Genomic DNA, 17,123 nt, shown 5'->3' with positions numbered 1-17,123 from the left:
TGCCCACATTGTGGGTGCAGTCTCGACCGTGACCATAATGCAGCGATAAATATAAAACAAAGAGCGGAGGGGCATCCCGTTCTTAAAGCTAAGAGTCTCCTAAGCGAAAGCCGGATTGTCTTGGAAGCCTACACTGTACTCGAAGAGTCAGTGTAGGAGTATGTCACATGAGCTTGATAATTTAGCTTTAGCCTGTCAGCGTTGCAATGGATATCGCTATAACTTCACAACTGGAATTGATCCAAATACTGAAGAATTATCGCATTATTTCATCCTCGTAAGCAAAGCTGGTCAGATCACTTTATCTGGTCAGCAGACGGTTTAAAAATCATCGGCATTACTCCCATAGGACGAGCTACTTGTAATCGTTTAGATTTCAATGATGAACGTCACAACGAAGGTTCTATCGTTAAAGCACGCCGTCTTTGGATGAAGGGTGGTTGGCATCCACCAGATATAGACCCACGACAAGAAAGTGAAGTGTAAAATACCCTATCATAAACTTCGCTGTTACTCGAAAGACCTATTTTGATTGGAGCTTTCTGTCACCAAAAAGTAAATATTTATACTAAAACAACCAGCGCTATCTTGGAAAAGACAGAGTAATTCGCTACAGTAATTTATGTTACCCACAATGAGGAATAACTACGTTGCGTCCCAATTTCTCTGATGTAGCTAAAATTTTCTTTAGTCCTGAAACTCTTTTTCCCTTCTTAATTGGCACGATATTCTTATCAGTATTGAGCAATGCAGTTACGCAAATATTATTTAGCTGGTTGGGGACTTCGGTAAAAGTATCGATAGGGATAGCTCTAGGGGCTGTATGTATATTTGCGCTGTCAGTGTGGTTGTTTGGGATTGGGTTGTCACGGTTGCGCCAAAAGACAGAAGTCAAGTTAGATAAAGTCTCACCAGCTAAACGACGGGGATTAATTTTGCTTGTCAGCCGTCCTGAACCTTGTCGCAAAGCAATTAATTATCACATACCATTATTAGAATGTGTTTGGTTAATTTGCTCTCAAGAGACGTTGACAGTTGCTCAAAATTTACAACAGGAGTTTGCCCAGTTGAAAATACCAGCACCGATTGTTGTTAATGATATCTACGACCCTTTAGATTTTTACAAGTGTGTCAAAAAGATTTACAAGAATTTGCCGGATAGTTGGAATATTGCTGATGTAATAGCAGACTATACAGGCATGACTGCACACGGTTCTGTAGGTATGGTGTTAGCTAGTTTAGGAGGGCAATATTCACTACAATATACGCCAGCAGAAATAGATAAAACTACGCAAAAACCAACGGGGCGATCGCTCTCTCCAATTGAAATCGCTTTGTATACTGCACAAGATGCTAGCACCACTATACGTAATTCGTAATTCGTAATTCGTAATGGGCTACGCCCCGCTACGCTGTTTTCATGCCCAAAGGGCTGTACGTAATTCGTAATTAATCCTGTTATCGTCATAACTACCCACGCAGAGAGCAACCCAAAGCGATCGCTATGCTTCAGTATCCCAATCTCGAACAAGCGCTAAAATATCACTTCGGTTACGACCAATTCCGCCCCGGACAGCGGCAAATTATCGAAGATGCGCTACAAAACCGGGATTTACTGATTGTAATGCCAACCGGTGGGGGAAAATCTTTGTGTTTTCAGTTACCTGCATTGCTGAAAAAAGGTTTAACGGTGGTGGTATCGCCGCTAATTGCTTTAATGCAAGACCAAGTGGAAGCACTGCGAAATAATAACATTTCCGCCACATTTCTTAACAGTAGTCTTAACCCGTATAAAGTGCGATCGCGTGAAGAAGCCATCTTAAACGGTAAAGTTAAGTTACTATACGTCGCTCCAGAACGTCTTTTGAGTGAAAGATTTCTCCCATTTCTAGATTTAGTCAAAGAAAAAATTGGGATTGCAGCTTTTGCGATTGATGAAGCGCACTGTGTCTCTGAGTGGGGACACGACTTTCGCCCAGAATACCGTCAGATGAAATCTCTGCGGAAACGCTACCCCAATATCCCGACTCTCGCCCTCACCGCCACAGCAACAGATCGCGTCCGTACTGATATCATCCAACAATTAGGGCTAAAGCAACCTAGTATCCACATTGCCAGCTTTAACCGCCAAAACCTTTACTATGAAGTTCGTTCTAAAACTAAGTCTGCTTACGCTGAATTATTGGAACTTATCCGGGAAAACGAAGGTTCAGCAATTATTTATTGCTTGACGCGTAAAAAAGTTGATGAACTCACCTTTAAACTGCAAAATGATCAGATTTCTGCTTTGTCTTATCATGCTGGATTAGGTGATGAAGAACGCAGTAACAATCAAACTCGATTTATTCGGGATGATGTGCGTGTTATGGTGGCAACAATTGCCTTTGGAATGGGAATTAATAAACCAGATGTGCGGTTAGTAATTCACTTTGATTTACCGCGTAATTTAGAAAGTTATTATCAAGAATCAGGTAGGGCGGGAAGAGACAGCGAACCTTCGCGTTGCACACTTTTTTTCAGTTTCAGTGATATTAAAACTATTGAATGGAGTATTAATCAAAAAACTGATCCTCAAGAACAGTTGATTTCCAAACAACAACTGCGTCAAGTAATTGACTATGCTGAAGGTACTGTTTGCCGTCGTACAATTCAGTTAGGTTATTTTGGAGAACGTTTTCCAGGAAATTGCGGTAATTGTGATAATTGTCGTTATCCTAAACCATTGCAAGACTGGACAATTGAAGCCATGAAGTTTTTATCTTGTGTGGCGCGTTGTAAAGAAAGATTTGGAATGCTGCATATTATTGATGTGTTGCGGGGAGGGAAAAACCAGAAAATTACCCAAAATGAACATGATAAACTCTCTACCTATGGTATTGGCAAAGATAGAACTGTAGATGAGTGGCGAATGTTGGGGCGATCGCTTTTACATCAAGGTTTGCTAGAACAAACTAGCGATGGTTACTCAGTTTTGAAACTGAACGCCCTAAGTTGGGAAGTTATGCGGCGACAGCGTACAGTTTCTCTCGCCGTTCCCGTAGTTCAAAAAATTACTTGGGAAGAGGGAAGTGAAAAAGCCGCAGAGGCAGAAGTATTATTGCAGAGATTGCGATCGCTCCGCAAACAACTTGCTGATGAACAATCTGTACCACCTTACGTGATCTTTCATGATTCAACCTTAAAATTAATGACGCAGGTACAACCTAAAACAATAACCGAATTTGGTAAACTTTCTGGCGTAGGTAGTCACAAACTTGCTCAATATGGCGATAAGTTCCTCGCCGAAATTAAAGCCTATCGCCAAGAACAAGGTTCGCAAGAACAAGTTAAATCCACACCTTTTTTAGGCTTACCTTCCGACACAGAATTATTTACCTTACAGTTGTATCAACAAGGTTTGAGTGTTGCTGAAATTGCCCAAAAACGCAACATCCGCGCTACTACAATTATTCGTCATCTGGCAGATTTAATTGAAAAAGATCAAGCTGTAGATTTGAATCAATTAGTACCTCTCGAACGTCAACAAAAAATTTGGCAAGTTTTAGAAGCGGTAGGTGATATTTCTCTTACTCCAATTCGAGAACAACTTGGCGAAAGCTACAGTTATGATGAAATTCGTTTAGTGCGGGGAAAGTGGCGACGTGAAAATCGCAATTAAGAGGCTGTTTGAAAAGTATTTGGCTGTGTTTTTAGGCACTTATTGATCCCCCCTAACCCCCCTTAAAAAGGGGGGAACCGGAATCAAAGTCCCCCTTTTTAAGGGGGATTTAGGAGGATCTAAAACCTTTTGCTACCGAAAATCAGTCAACAGTCAACAGTAAACAGTTAACTGTTTACCGTTTACTGTTAACTGTTAAATAGTTAGCAATAGGCTTGCATAGCTTCCAGCACCTAGAGCAAAAGCCCAAAAGCGACTTTCTCGTTCTTCTGGTAGTTCTTCCTTAAGTACATTTAAGACAACGCCTCCGGCTAAAAAGGCGAAGAGAACTGCAATTGCTGCTTTATGGATTTCCGTTCCACTACCAATTACCCAACCAACAATAATCGCTGCGGCTAATAGCCAACGCCCAATTTGATCGTAGATTCCTTTATGGTTTTCGCGCAAACCGTAGTCGTTGACTACAAAATGCAGTGCCATTGCGAAGAAGAAGAGAAACAAACTCTGAATACCCGGTTCTTCCCGATGTACTAGCAAGTAGCCAATCAAAGCGTTATAAACAACAAAAGAAGCAATGTGTAGCCAGAAAACGCCAGAAGAGGTTACATCTCCCTTACCTGCTTTTTGATTGCGCTGACGCGATACCATAGCAACTCGCTCTAGTCCATAAAATATTGTCATACCGAAGAGTGCGACTAGGTAAACGTGATGCTCTAGAAAGACAAGCCTAAAGTCTAGGTTGCTTTCAATTGTTTTCTGTGCTTCACTCAATTCGGGCAAAATGTGGACAAACACATAAGCAACAGATACTCCACTGCCAAAGGAAAGCCACCGATTACGCGGGATAGTTCCGAGAAAGTGCAGTTTACCTGAGAATAGATGGATGATGGCTAAAGCGATCGCACAAAATGCAGATAATAAGAAAATATTAGAGTTAGGCACTGATAGCTCTGCAACTGTAAACATAATTTCTACTACTTTAATTAAACTAGTAGTTAGTAATAAAAATTAATAAACATCAAAAATGCTTGAGAAAGAACTTAATGTTAGAGATAATTTTCAGGAGGAAATGCCTCCGGGTGGCAGTGACCCGAATAGTTTTAATTGTAATGAGGCATGGTATCCCGTACATTACCTAGAGGACTTAGATAAATCAAAACCAACCGCTTTTACACTGTTGGGAAGAGATATTGTAATCTGGTGGGATAGACTTGCCCAATCTTGGAGAAGCTTTGAAGACCAGTGTCCTCATCGTTTAGCCCCATTGTCAGAAGGCAGGATTACTGATGATGGACTTTTGGAGTGTCCATATCATGGTTGGGCTTTCTCTGGAGATGGAGATTGCCAAAGAATTCCCCAGCAAGTAAAAGGTGGAACAGCAGAGACTTCTAAACGAGCTTGTGTAGCATCATTACCGACAATTGAAAAGCAAGGACTGCTGTTTGTATACGTTGGGAACTATGAAAATGCTGCAAAAACCAAAGTTCCCATTATTGAGCCATTGGAAGAATCTTCTGAAGGATGGGTTTTAATTAATACATTTAGGGATGTACCTTATGATGCGCTAACCCTTTTAGAAAACATACTAGACCCCAGTCACGTCTCCTTTACACATCACCAAACGGTAGGCAATAGGGCAAATGCAGCACCTTTAGAACTTGAAGTAATTGAATCTGGAAAACATGGATTTAAAGGGATTTGGAAACAAGGTTTGCGACCAGAGCAATCAGGAGAATTATCTACAACTTTCGTCGCTCCTTGTTTAATGTGGCATGACATCAACTCTCAGCGTGGCAGAATTTTAACTGTTGTCTATGCTACACCAATTCGTAAAGGAGAGTGTCGTCTATTCGCTCGTTTTCCCTTCAAGTTTTCCTCTAAACTTCCTGGTTTATTTATTAAGCTCAGACCGCGTTGGTATTATCACATAGGACAAAATGGTGTTTTAGAAGATGATCAAATTTTCCTGCACTATCAAGAAAGATATCTCGAAGCCAAAGGAGGTAGCCTGAACTTTACTAAAGCGTTTTACCTTCCTACCAAAGCAGATAGTTTTGTCTTTGAGTTACGTCAGTGGGTAAACCAATATAATGCCGAACCATTTCCCAAAGAAACTTTTTCTCCTCCACTGCCAAAGGAGAAGCTGCTAGAGAGATACTATTCACACACTCAAAAATGTGCCAGTTGTAAATCGGCGCTTGCCAAAATTGAGCAGATGAAATTTTGGTGTGGAGTAGCAGCAGTACTTTGTTTGGCAAGTGCTCCAATGCTAACGTTATTTTTTCAGACAACATCAGTTTTAGCAGTTGGAATTGAAACTGTAGCTTCCTTAATCTTTGGAGTAGCATGGATAGGCTTGAATAAGCTTCAAAGGCAGTTTTATGAAGGACGAGCCGTACCTCCACGAAACATACCTGAGAAAAAGTAAAACTTAGTATAAGAACGGCTCTTTTGAGCCGATTATCATCGGTAAAAGCTTTTAGTGCTTGAATAAGGGCTTAGTGGTATGGGTGAAGGAAGTACAATGCTTACAGCCAATACTTATATGGAACTCACGTCCTTGAAAAATAAAACCAATCAGGTTACAGCGGACGAGTTTTAGTTTATTAGTTTTGTATTGGTTGTTACATTAGCATAGTCAAGCCTATAGAACCCCATGATTCCTATTAGTGATAACCTTCATAATCGCAGTCAGCCGATTATTAATTACTGGCTGATTGGGATTAATATTGCCATATTTTTATGGGAACTCAAATTAGAACTAAGTGGGGAATTAGGCTATTTTGTCAACAGTTGGGGTGTGATTCCATCTCAGATTAATGGGGCAATTACAAATGCGATTTTCTTTAACCCTGCTGCTTGGATAGTTGTAATTTGGCGTTTGTTTTCGCTACCTTTGGGGATGTTTTTACATGGTAGCTTTAGCCAAATATTAGGAAATCTGCTATTTTTATGGGTTTTTGGCAAGACTGTAGAGAATATTCTCGGACATGGACGCTATCTAGGATTTTATCTGATTGCTGGCATCCTGACAGGCGTAGTGCAAATTTTAGCCGAACCAAATTTGACAGTACCATTGATTGGAGCGAATGGCGCGATCGCAGCTATATTAGGGGCATACGTCACGAAGTTTCCTAAAGCGAAAATTGACACAATTTTACCGTTAATAATTGTTTATATACCTATCGAACTACCAGCTTTTGTATATATATTTTGGTGGTTCTTGCAACAAATGTTTTATGGCATCGGCAGTTTAAATATTCCCCCCGCTGGTGTAAATCAAACTAGTATGTTTTACTTGACGCAGGTTGTAGGACTATTGATTGGTGCAGCTTTTATGCGACTGAAGAGATGATTTAAATAAGTTAGGACTTACGCAAAAACCCTCTCAAACTCTCATTCCTCCATGACCTCTGTCTTGAGAAGTTCTGCTCGGAGGAAACCTCCGCTCAGACTTCTCGCTGCGTCCTCTGCGGTAGCCTGTCTTGAAAAGTTTCCTACGGCGGGAAACCCCGAAGTTCTGATCGCTATGCGGGTCTTACTGCCCAACCGTTCTTTCAGAACGGTTGCCTTGTGTCCTTTGGACACAAGGGAGAGGCGCAAGGCTTTGCGCCTCTCGGCAGTGATACAGACCATCGCCGGACGCCGGCGCTCAGACTTCTCTCCGCCTACAGAACTTTTCGCTGCGGCAAGCCGCTCCGCGTCTACGTTTTTCCGTCACCTGTGCGTAAGTCCTATAAGTATATTAGTTATGATGCAGCTACCATGCTGGTGACAGATAGACCATGTAGAGACGTTGCATGGGCAAGTTGTGTGGAACCTGCCTTCCAATGCGGTAAAATTTACACCAACAGGAGGACGGGTAGAAATTCGACTCTCACTTATATCCCTGAACCTCCAGTGCTCTGAACATATGCAAATACTAGTGGTAGATGATGAACCAGATATTCGAGACTTAGTGACCTTCATTCTGCAAGACTACGGTGTAGAAGTAACCGCCGTGTCATCAGCACAAGAGGCATTAGAAGCACTGTCTGAGTCCATACCAGATGTTCTAGTTAGTGATATTGGAATGCCACGGACAGACGGTTATATGCTGATGCGTGAAGTCAGAAAGCGATCGCCTCAGCAGGGAGGACAAGTACCAGCGATCGCTCTGACAGCCTATGCAGGCGAAATTAATCAGCAGCAAGCATTAGCAGCGGGGTTTCAAATGCATATTCCCAAACCAGTAGATCCAGAAGCATTACTAGAAGCGATCGTTAGTTTGATTAACCCAAGTTAATGTAGGTAAACGTTCGCTAGGCTTTCCACCACTAAATACTTGCATTTCAAGTAAGGGAGGGGCACAAAAGTAAGGACTATCCCTATTTTTTCTGCTCTCGATTCTTTTAATTTAAGAAAGTTTTAAAAGAACGCTGGAGACTGTCTAAACTTCTCAAAACTTGATTGCTATTGAGTAAGTTCTATAAGTCTTTTCCTTCCCTACTATCCCTACTAATTGCAAAGTTAAAACTACTGCATTACTCAGTCAGTAAGCTTTGCAAACTTAGTCACGGTAACGTTCACAGTCGTAACAGTAACGGCATTTGTATCTTTTGTCTCTGTCTTTATCTCGGTCTCTATCTCTATCTCGGTCTCCGTCTCTATCTCTGCCGTTTTGTCCCCCAGATAGAATCTCTTGTTCTTCTCTGGATAGCTCTCTCAACAACTCGGATGTAATGGTTTGAAGTGACATAATTGTTAGCCTCACTTGTATGTACATAGGTGTTGGATACCTATGGTTTTACTTATAAACATGTTTTTTAGAGATTTAACTATCCCAAAGTTATATATTAAAACATTCAATTTCTAGCTTTTGGCTGACATAAGTTTTGTTGCTTAACAAATTAATTAAGTAAATATTGGATTCTCAAGAATTGCAGTAAGTAAAGAATAACAGTAGATACAAGGGTAAATAGCCGAGTTATAAATGATCCCCTGCTAGTAGTACTAATCACAATAGTTTGTAATCAAGCCACGCGCTCCTGTCTTGAAAAGTTTTGCGCTTCTATTACCCGGACGCACAAACTTTTAAATATTTGTTAACAATAATCCATAAAGTTTCCTAATCTGCTGAGATATTAAGATATAAATTTATTTGTCTTGAAAATGATGTCAATGGGCAATGCTGTGCCCCTACGAGAAATCTATATGTATCAAGATTTTCGGGAATTGGTATTACAACTTGGCACAATAACAGGACTTACGCACGGGTAACGGAAAGTCGTAGACGCGGAGCGGCTTGCCGCAGCGAAAAGTTCTGTAGGCGGGTTTCCCGCCGTAGGAAACTTTTCAAGACAGGCTACCACAGAGAACACAGCGAGAAGTCTGAGCGGAGGTTTCCTCCGAGCAGAACTTCTCAAGACAGAGGGCACGGAGAAATAAGAGTTTCAGAGAGTTTTTGCGTAAGTCCTAAATAAATCAAAAACGTAGACGCGGAGCGGATTCTTGAAGGGTATCGCTAAGTACGCCTTCTCTACGTTCGCGTAGCGTGTCGTAGACAGAGGCTTCCGCCAACGCGGAGCGTCTCATTGGCGCAGCTTTACAAAGAAACGACATGATCACACTTTAATAAAGTGACTGCTGTGAAGATTTTTGAAGTAAAAAAAAATGCTTCACATACCTGGTTTAATTAATAACTGAGAACGGAATCAGTAACCGTACATTCTACCTTCAAGATCTGGTAATAAAGTTTGGAAGTTTGATGCTTCTAGTTGTCTGTGACATTAATGTATATCACAGTCCAGGAGGGCTGATTAGCCTTTTCGCTAATTAGCAGAAGCAGCAAAAAGGTCGCACTCCAAAGCCTAATCAAGCTCACAGAACTTTGGTGGACTAATATTAAATGATCTCTGTAATCCACTTTGCTGATCAAATGTTTAGGAAAGTTATGAAAAAGTTTCTTCTCGCTTTGATTTTGGCAATATTCGCTACTGTGGGGATACTGCTACTGCCAAGCAACGCTTATGCTCAATCTACTCAAGTACCTGAGTTAACTCAGCCAACCTCATCAATTAGATCACCCAGAACCAAGTTTGTTCGCAAAGATGTTTACTCTCGGAGTGGACAAAAAGATCTTCAGTCGCTAAAAATTGCCCTCAAAAAGATCCGAGAATCGGGTTGCACAGATCCAGTTAGCTGGTATTACCAAGGTGCAATTCACGGGGTTCCCTCTCCTGCTGATTTTACAGAGCAAAATTCTCTGTGCCCAATTTATACCAATGCATCATCTTTAGATCCAAAAACCCAAGCACAAATCAAAAAGTTACTAGAGTATTGGCAGAAGTGTCCCCATGAAGCCGGTACTGGAGTTCACTTTCTCCCCTGGCATCGACTCTACCTTTATCATTTTGAACAAGTTGTTCGCAACCTTTCTGGTAATCCGAATTTTGCCATTCCATACTGGGATTACACCAGCAGTAAGTCTGCAAAATACAAATCAATGCCAGAAGCGTTTAGACTTCCTACTGACCAAACAACCAACGGTCTTTACGAAGAATTAAGGCTCACAAGCCTAAATGCAGGTCAACCAATTGAGTCATCAACACAACAAGGCCTGATTGATGGTAAACGGACGGCATACCAAAATATCCTATATAGTGTGTTTAATAGCCAGATTGAACAATCACCTCACAATGTCATGCACGGCTATATTGGTGGTAGTTTTCCCAAAGACAAGTTTAATCCGATCTGGCAGGGCCCTTCTCCCTATGATGAAGGAGTGGGACTAATGGGAGATGTTCCTACTGCTGGATTTGACCCAATCTTTTGGCTACATCACGCTAGTATTGACCGTTACTGGCAATCTTGGACACTAGCAAAAGGTGCTAGTTCTCAAGTGACACCTCAAGAGCTAGCGGCAGTAGAATTTCCCTATGCCTTTTTTGATGGCAAAGGGGAGCTAGTTGAATATAAAACTCCTGAAGAAGTCGTTAAGGCCGTTTATAACCTGAATTACACCTATGATAAATATGATCAAATATTAGTGCGTCCGCGATCGCTTGCCAGCATTCAACAACCAAGAGCACGTATGCAAGAAACTGTTGCTACTAAGGAAGTTAAAGCCCAATTAACTGATGAACCAATAACAGTAGTAGTTCCATTATCTACTAGCCGCGGAGGCGACCGCTCTTTGCTGGCTACTCCAGAAAACGGTTATGTACTAGAAGTTGAAGTGTCTTTCCAAGGAAAGCCGAGGGGCACTTATGATGTTTATGTCAACTTGCCCAATACAGCGGCGGCGGCTGACAAAGATGTTTATTTTGCTGGTACTATTAGTTTCTTTGAATTACCAAGTCAAAAACGAGTAACAAAAACTCTTCTTTTTGACATCACTGACCAATTAGCTGAACAAGTAGACAGACGCGAACAACAGTCAGAACCAGATTTAAAAGTGAGTTTTCTCCCAAAAAATGGTGAGCAACGAGAGGAAGTTTTTATCGAGAAGGTTTCACTTCGGAAACTGTAAGCAAGTTTAGCTTGTGTTGTAACTAAGTAGGTAGGCACAAATAATTAGAAGATAAGTAGCTAGACGTAAATAAATTCAAGTTTGTAGTGAGTTAGCGCGGTCTTCTCTACGAGACGCTACGCCAAGGGGGTTTCCACGCCACTCCCCACAACGGATAGCGCAGCGTTAGCGAGTCTTGTCTGCGACACGCTGCGCGAACGAGCGTCGGGAACCTCCGCAAGGGGGTGGCTCCCCATGAGCGACTAACGAACCCAAAGGGTAAGGACTTTAGGCCTGATAATGCTTATTTTGAGCGATTCATCGCTCACTACGAACTAAGATTTTTTTTATCTTTAATTATGCCTACCTACTATAAAAATTAAATGGTTGCGTGAAGCTCAAGGCTGGTTGCGTCCGATGAGATTAGCGATGGCTGTAGCCAATTCAAATGGATCTGCGGGTTTACGGACATGTTTTTGAAATCCGGCTGCAATTGCTTGATTGTAGTCAATTTCTCCAGCATAGGCAGTCAAAGCGATCGCCGGAATTTGCCCACCTTGCTCTGTTGACCATGTTCTGATCTCGCGCAGCAACATATAGCCATCCATTATCGGCATACCAATATCGCTTAACAGGATATCTGGCTTTAACTGGGCTAGTGCTTTTAGTGCTTCAGTTGCCGATTCAACCGATGTTACAGTCGCCCCAAACTGTTCTAGCGCGAAGCTAAAGAAATCTCGCACATCAGGCTGATCATCCACAAGCAAGATTCTTACTCCAGAAAGTAATGAGTCTTGATTACTGGCTTCTAACACAGAAGATTCAGCACTCATAACTTGGGATTCAGAACTTTTGAGCACCGGTAGCTTAACTGTAAATGTTGCTCCTTGTCCTTCGCCGGCACTTTCTACCTCAACTGTACCACCGTGCAGTTCCACCAGATTACGCACAATTGCTAGTCCTAGTCCCAGTCCGCCAAATATCCTAGTTGTCTTGGCGTCTGCTTGACGGAAGTATTCAAAAACGTGAGGCAAAAATTCTGGGTTGATACCTTTACCTGTATCAATTACTTGAATTTGAGCGTTGAAGTCAACTTGTTCCAGTCGTACTTCTACCCGTCCGCCTGGGGGTGTAAATTTAACAGCGTTAGAGACGAGATTCCAGATTACCTGTTGCAAGCGATCGCCATCGCCCATAACCTGTCCAACATCATTGCTCAGCACCATTTGAATTTCGATAGACTTGGCTTCTGCTGCTAAGCGCACCGTTTCTAAGGCGGCGGCGATGGTTGCATTCAAGTCCACTGCATAGATATTGAGGCTGAGCTTACCTCGTAAAATCCGCGAAACATCAAGCAGGTCTTCAATGAGTTGAGTTTGTAAGTTAGCATTACGCTCAATTGTTTCCAAAGCGCGAATTACGGTTGCTTCGTCAAACTTGCGGGTTCGCAGTAACTTTGCCCATCCTAAGATGGGATTTAGAGGAGTTCTTAACTCATGAGAAAGCACAGCGAGAAATTCATCTTTAATCCGGTTGGCTGTTTCGGCTTGGTTTCGCGCCCTTTGTTCTGCTTCGTAAAGTTGAGCACGGGCGATCGCCTGAGCACACTGTTGCCCTAAAGTCCACATAAATCCCTGGTCTTCTTCACTAAATGCTTGTGCAGTCGCAAAGTTTAATCCTAGTGCCCCAATGGCTTTTCCATCTTGCATTAAAGGAATACAAGCATAAGCAAAATATCCTGTTTTAGGAGGAATATCGGCTAAATTAGGATATTTCTCAATCCAAGCTTCTCGATTTTCTATAAAGATTGGCTCTCCAGTTCGTACTGTTTCCGCTGACGGGATAGAAGCAGTTAAAGGAAAATTATCAAAAGCATCTATAGTTGATTGCTGATAGCCGATTGCTTGGACAATCTTTAAGGAGTTACCTTCAGTTAGTAACAGAACGGAACCAGCTTTAGCACCCAAGGCAGCAATTCCTTGATTCATCACTACATCAGCCACCTGCTGGGGAGTTAGGGCTTCTGAGAGGGCGGCGGTAATTGTTTGTAAAAGTACCGTCCGATTTACAGCCCGCTCAGCCGCTTGTTTTGCCTGCTGAGTTTCTTGGTAGAGTCTGGCGTTATCAATTGCTGTAGCTGCCCGACGGGCAACATCTTCTGCTAAAGCCAAGTCTGCGGCTTCGTAGTAACGACCTGACTCGGCTGTGAAAAAAGCGATCGCTCCAAATAATTGCCCACGAGAACGCAGAGGTATCACCATTAAAGAACGAATACTTAAGCTTCGCAGCAATTGCAGATGTTTTTCGTTTTGAGCCATCTGTATAAAAGCCGAGTCGGGAAATTGGGAGAAAAACACAGATTCCCCCTGTCGCAGTTTGTATACAAGAAATTGTTGTGCTCCATTTTGGGATGAATAATCCCGTTGTATTTCCGCTAAAATCTGGCGTTTTCCGGGGTCGGCAGTTACCAACGCCATCTGCTTATTTGACCAATCTTCCCGGAAAATATCTACAATACACAAGTCAGCTAAGGTAGGAACTGCTAAGTTAGCCACATTGGTCAATGTGACTTCATAATCTAATGAAGAAGCTAATAGAGTGCTAGCTTCGACTAAAAAGTTTTGTGCAGCCTCAGCCTTTTGGCGATCGCGTTGCGCGGCTTGGCGATCGCTAATATCTTCGACCACACCTAATGCATACTTTGGCTGTCCGTCAGCATCCCAAACTATTGATGAAGTTAGGTTTACCCAAATTAGAGAACCATCTTTGCGAATGTAGCGCTTCTCTAAAGAATAACCACTAATTTCCCCTGCCAAGACTCGCTGAGCATTTGCCAAATCAGGCTCTATATCATCAGGGTGGGTAATTTCCTGAAAGGTCATTTGGGTTAACTCTTCACTGCTATACCCAGTAATGTCGCACATCGCAGGATTCACCTGGAGGTATCTTCCATCCAATGCTACTAGGTTAATACCAACAACTGCCTGATTAAACATAGTGCGAAACTTTTCTTCGCTGTCGCGCAGGGCAACTTCTGTTTGTTTTGTTGCTGTCATGTCTGCCAGAATAATCCCAATTCCTACCGTTTCACTCAATGCGTTGTAGACCGGGTAATAGTTTCCCAGCCAGTAGCTATATCTGCTGGGTTGCTCCCGTGTCTCACCGCTGATTTCCACATTTAGCAGAGGTTCTCCTGTATCCAGTACTTGTTGTAACTGCGGTTCAAACTCAGCCGCCATCTTTGGTAGCACTTCCCGGAATTTGCGTCCCAGATGTTCTTCTATGCTCAAACCGTTAATATCAGCCAATACCTTATTTATTCGGATATATCGCAGTTCTCTATCCAAAAAGCATACAGCGACAGGAGCACCTGCTAGCAGGGCATCCAGAAGAGACAATGATTCGGCGTAATGCAGCAAAGTCTTGTGAATGTCTCGATAAAGTCGGGCATTTTCAAATGCCAAAGCAGCGCGACAAGCAATATCGGTTGCTAAAGCTAGGTCACATTGCTCGTAGTGACGCTCTGATTCGGCGCTGATAAATGTAATGCTACCGAGTACTTTCTGGCGTGCCACTAACGGTACAATCATCGCAGACTTGATTCCCATCTGCCGCACAATTTGTAAATGTTCGTTGTTCTGAGTATTTGCAGCTAGTAGTGAGTCAGAGACTTCTGTGATTAATTCTGGTTGCCCAGTTTGTAGTACTCTAGCGATGCCTGCGACGGGCAAAGCCAACGCACTTGTATCCTTGGAGTCTGGCACATACTGCTGAAGTTGACGCGCCCACTCTGCTTTTGAAGAATCTGCATGGGCAACAGCTAGGCGGTGAACAGAACCATCCTCATCGATAATATCGACACAACACCAATCAGCCAGTTGAGGAACTAAAATTTTAGCAATTTGTTCTAAGGTTTCCTCATAATCTAAAGAAGTAGAAAGTGTAGTACTAGTTTGAGCAATACAGCGGAGTGCGTCCTCAGCCTGCTTACGTTCTGTAATATCGAGAACAAAAAAAGCTCCTCGTTCTGAAGTCTCCTCAAAATGGCTACCACCTACCAGAATTGGGAAACGTGAGCCATCTTTACGAATATATTCCTTCTCGAAGGGGGTGCAAAACAAGTTATTTTGAAATTGAGTCAGCGCTTGCTCGTCGAGTAATTGGTATTCTGCCGGAGTCAAATCTTGCCAGTTAAGCCTTCCAGCCAGTAATTCTTCACGGGTATAACCCACCATGTTCAACAAAGCATCGTTAGCCTCTGTAATTCCGCCGTCTCTATCCCAAAAGCCAATGCCAATCATGTTTGACTCAACCACGCTACGAAACTTTGCTTCGCTTTCTCGCAATGCTTGCTCAGTTTGCTTGAGTTGAGTAATATCAATTCCAGTTACGCCTACTCCCAGTAGTTGTCCATCTGCTAAACACACCGGATGATAACTGACAAGACCACAACGATACACCCCAGGCGGATATGTTTCACCACTCACTTCCTGGTTAAGTAATGGTTCTTTTGTCTGCATCACCTGACGCAAGATTGGCTCAAGTTGCTCTACCCATTCTGGCAACACCTCACCTAAAGTATGACCAATGTGTTGACTTTGTGGTACGCCGTTGGTAGCTGCCAGCGCTTCATTAGCATAAACGTAGCGAAGTTCAGTATCAAGAAAAGTTAACGCCACTGGTGAACTAGTCAGCCAAGCATCAAACAATGCCAAAGATTCGTCTTTGCGCTGATTGGCTTCTTGGAGTTTTTGCTGTAACTTGGCGTTTTCTAGTTCTGCCTGCTTACGCTCAGTAATATTTACAGCTGCACAACTAACGCCCTGAATGCTACTATTGGCTTCACTCTTGAGCGGTTCAACTATTAAATCATAGTAACGAGCTTCTTCACGCACTGTCAGAGAAACCTCTTCACGAGCTGAAGCACCTGTTTCGATTACCCTCTGCTTAATTGCAGCTAGTTGCTTTGCTTGTGAGTCACAAAATAATTCATAGTCAGTTTTACCTAGCATTTCTTCAGCTGCTTCGACACCTTGAGGATTATGAATCCACTGATATCGCAAATTTTGATCTTGCTGAAAGACCACGATATCCGAACTGCTTAACGCTAATCGAAATCGTTCCTCACTTGTTCTGAGCTTTTCTAAATTTCCTTCAGCATGTCGTTTGGCAGTCATGAGAGCTTCACAGAGAATACTGAAGAGAAATCCCTGCGATCCAAATAAACCGATTTGCACTAGACTCGATAGGTCAAAACTCAGTTCATGCTTTGGGAAAAGGAAAAAGTAATTGCCCAGTAGAGCAGACAATAAGGTTGCTAACAGCCCTAACTTCAAGCCACCATACCAAGCACTCACCATTACAGCGCTAAAAAATAGCAAGAATGGACTTTCACTCATGCCTAACCAGGGGTCTAGCACCAGCGTTAACACAAATGTAAGTGCAACAATTAATACAACGACACCATAGCGCAGTAAAGGAAAATGATAAATATAGGGCATGAAATCGTTTTAAAATAACTAATACTTGTAGCCGAAACTCTATATACCCTAAGCTAGTTTGCAAATTTTAGTAATTTATCTCTGGATAGATATTTATTTAGTTTGAAAAAACTCTTTTGCTAGAAGCTGAATATTCATTAATCTGGTATGCGAAATGAACGCTTAACTTGAAAATTAAAGATTTATGACACTGTATTGCTGATAGTAAATACCAAATGTAAAAGCAATATTAGGATCAACTTTACAACAATAATTATAAGCTAAAATCTCAATAAAAAGAAAAATAAATGGATTTAGCGGCTCTGCACCTAGCTAGAGCTAATGGGATAAAAATCTCTGGCAGTAAATTCAATACGCTAGCCTTTACAAGATGTTATCTGTTTTTCTTAGTGTCTTAGTGGTTAAAAAATTAACTTCTGAATCACCAAGATACTAAAACACGAAGGATTTTTACCTACCTTGGAAAAGCTAGTTC

The 17,123-nt window shown here is 42.1% G+C and carries 9 protein-coding genes and 3 pseudogenes; 9 read left to right on the top strand and 3 right to left on the bottom strand.

What is annotated here, in order from left to right; translation table 11 throughout:
* The 4 genes and pseudogenes from FNW02_RS39185 to recQ all read left to right on the top strand — a co-directional run.
* A pseudogene (locus tag FNW02_RS39185) lies at positions 1-156 on the top strand (RNA-guided endonuclease TnpB family protein); the annotation flags it as partial.
* Between the two features lie 7 nt (positions 157-163).
* Positions 164-486: pseudogene (locus FNW02_RS33080) on the top strand (HNH endonuclease); the annotation flags it as partial.
* 164 nt (positions 487-650) lie between these two features.
* Positions 651-1,379, top strand: a complete 729-nt coding sequence (locus tag FNW02_RS33075) for a CRISPR-associated protein (protein ID WP_191761743.1) — start codon at positions 651-653, stop codon at positions 1,377-1,379.
* 125 nt (positions 1,380-1,504) lie between these two features.
* Entirely contained in the window at positions 1,505-3,658 is a 2,154-nt protein-coding gene (gene recQ, locus FNW02_RS33070; RefSeq protein WP_191761742.1) for a DNA helicase RecQ, read from the top strand.
* 195 nt (positions 3,659-3,853) lie between these two features.
* On the opposite strand, the gene FNW02_RS33065 is transcribed toward recQ, so the two are convergent.
* Positions 3,854-4,624, bottom strand: a complete 771-nt coding sequence (locus FNW02_RS33065; RefSeq protein ID WP_191761741.1) for a hypothetical protein — start codon at positions 4,622-4,624, stop codon at positions 3,854-3,856.
* A gap of 58 nt (positions 4,625-4,682) precedes the next feature.
* Here FNW02_RS33065 and FNW02_RS33060 point away from each other — a divergent pair, with 58 nt between their 5' ends.
* The 4 genes and pseudogenes from FNW02_RS33060 to FNW02_RS33045 all read left to right on the top strand — a co-directional run.
* Positions 4,683-6,086, top strand: coding sequence for an aromatic ring-hydroxylating dioxygenase subunit alpha (locus FNW02_RS33060; protein ID WP_191761739.1), 1,404 nt, complete (start codon positions 4,683-4,685; stop codon positions 6,084-6,086).
* A gap of 228 nt (positions 6,087-6,314) precedes the next feature.
* Positions 6,315-7,013, top strand: coding sequence for a rhomboid family intramembrane serine protease (locus tag FNW02_RS33055; RefSeq protein WP_191761738.1), 699 nt, complete (start codon positions 6,315-6,317; stop codon positions 7,011-7,013).
* 218 nt (positions 7,014-7,231) lie between these two features.
* Positions 7,232-7,567 (top strand): hypothetical protein, encoded by a 336-nt coding sequence (locus FNW02_RS33050; RefSeq protein ID WP_191761737.1) that lies wholly within the window; start codon positions 7,232-7,234, stop codon positions 7,565-7,567.
* Positions 7,568-7,571: 4 nt separating this feature from the next.
* Positions 7,572-7,943, top strand: a pseudogene (locus FNW02_RS33045) (response regulator); the annotation flags it as partial.
* A 264-nt stretch (positions 7,944-8,207) separates the two neighbouring features.
* Here FNW02_RS33045 and FNW02_RS33040 read toward each other — a convergent pair.
* A complete protein-coding gene (locus FNW02_RS33040) occupies positions 8,208-8,396 on the bottom strand; it encodes a hypothetical protein (RefSeq protein ID WP_191761735.1) in 189 nt (62 codons plus the stop codon).
* 1,194 nt (positions 8,397-9,590) lie between these two features.
* Between FNW02_RS33040 and FNW02_RS33035 the strand changes: the two genes are divergently transcribed.
* A complete protein-coding gene (locus FNW02_RS33035) occupies positions 9,591-11,168 on the top strand; it encodes a tyrosinase family protein (protein ID WP_191761733.1) in 1,578 nt (525 codons plus the stop codon).
* Between the two features lie 377 nt (positions 11,169-11,545).
* Here FNW02_RS33035 and FNW02_RS33030 read toward each other — a convergent pair whose 3' ends face one another.
* On the bottom strand, positions 11,546-16,648 hold the full coding sequence (locus FNW02_RS33030) for a PAS domain S-box protein (RefSeq protein WP_191761731.1): 5,103 nt from the start codon (positions 16,646-16,648) through the stop codon (positions 11,546-11,548).
* Between the last annotated feature and the right edge of the window lie 475 nt (positions 16,649-17,123).

It is taken from the genome of Komarekiella delphini-convector SJRDD-AB1, assembly GCF_014831675.1.
Classification (GTDB): Bacteria; Cyanobacteriota; Cyanobacteriia; order Cyanobacteriales; family Nostocaceae; genus Komarekiella.
Note: the sequence above shows the minus strand (reverse complement) of the source record. Positions and strands in the feature narration are given on the sequence as shown.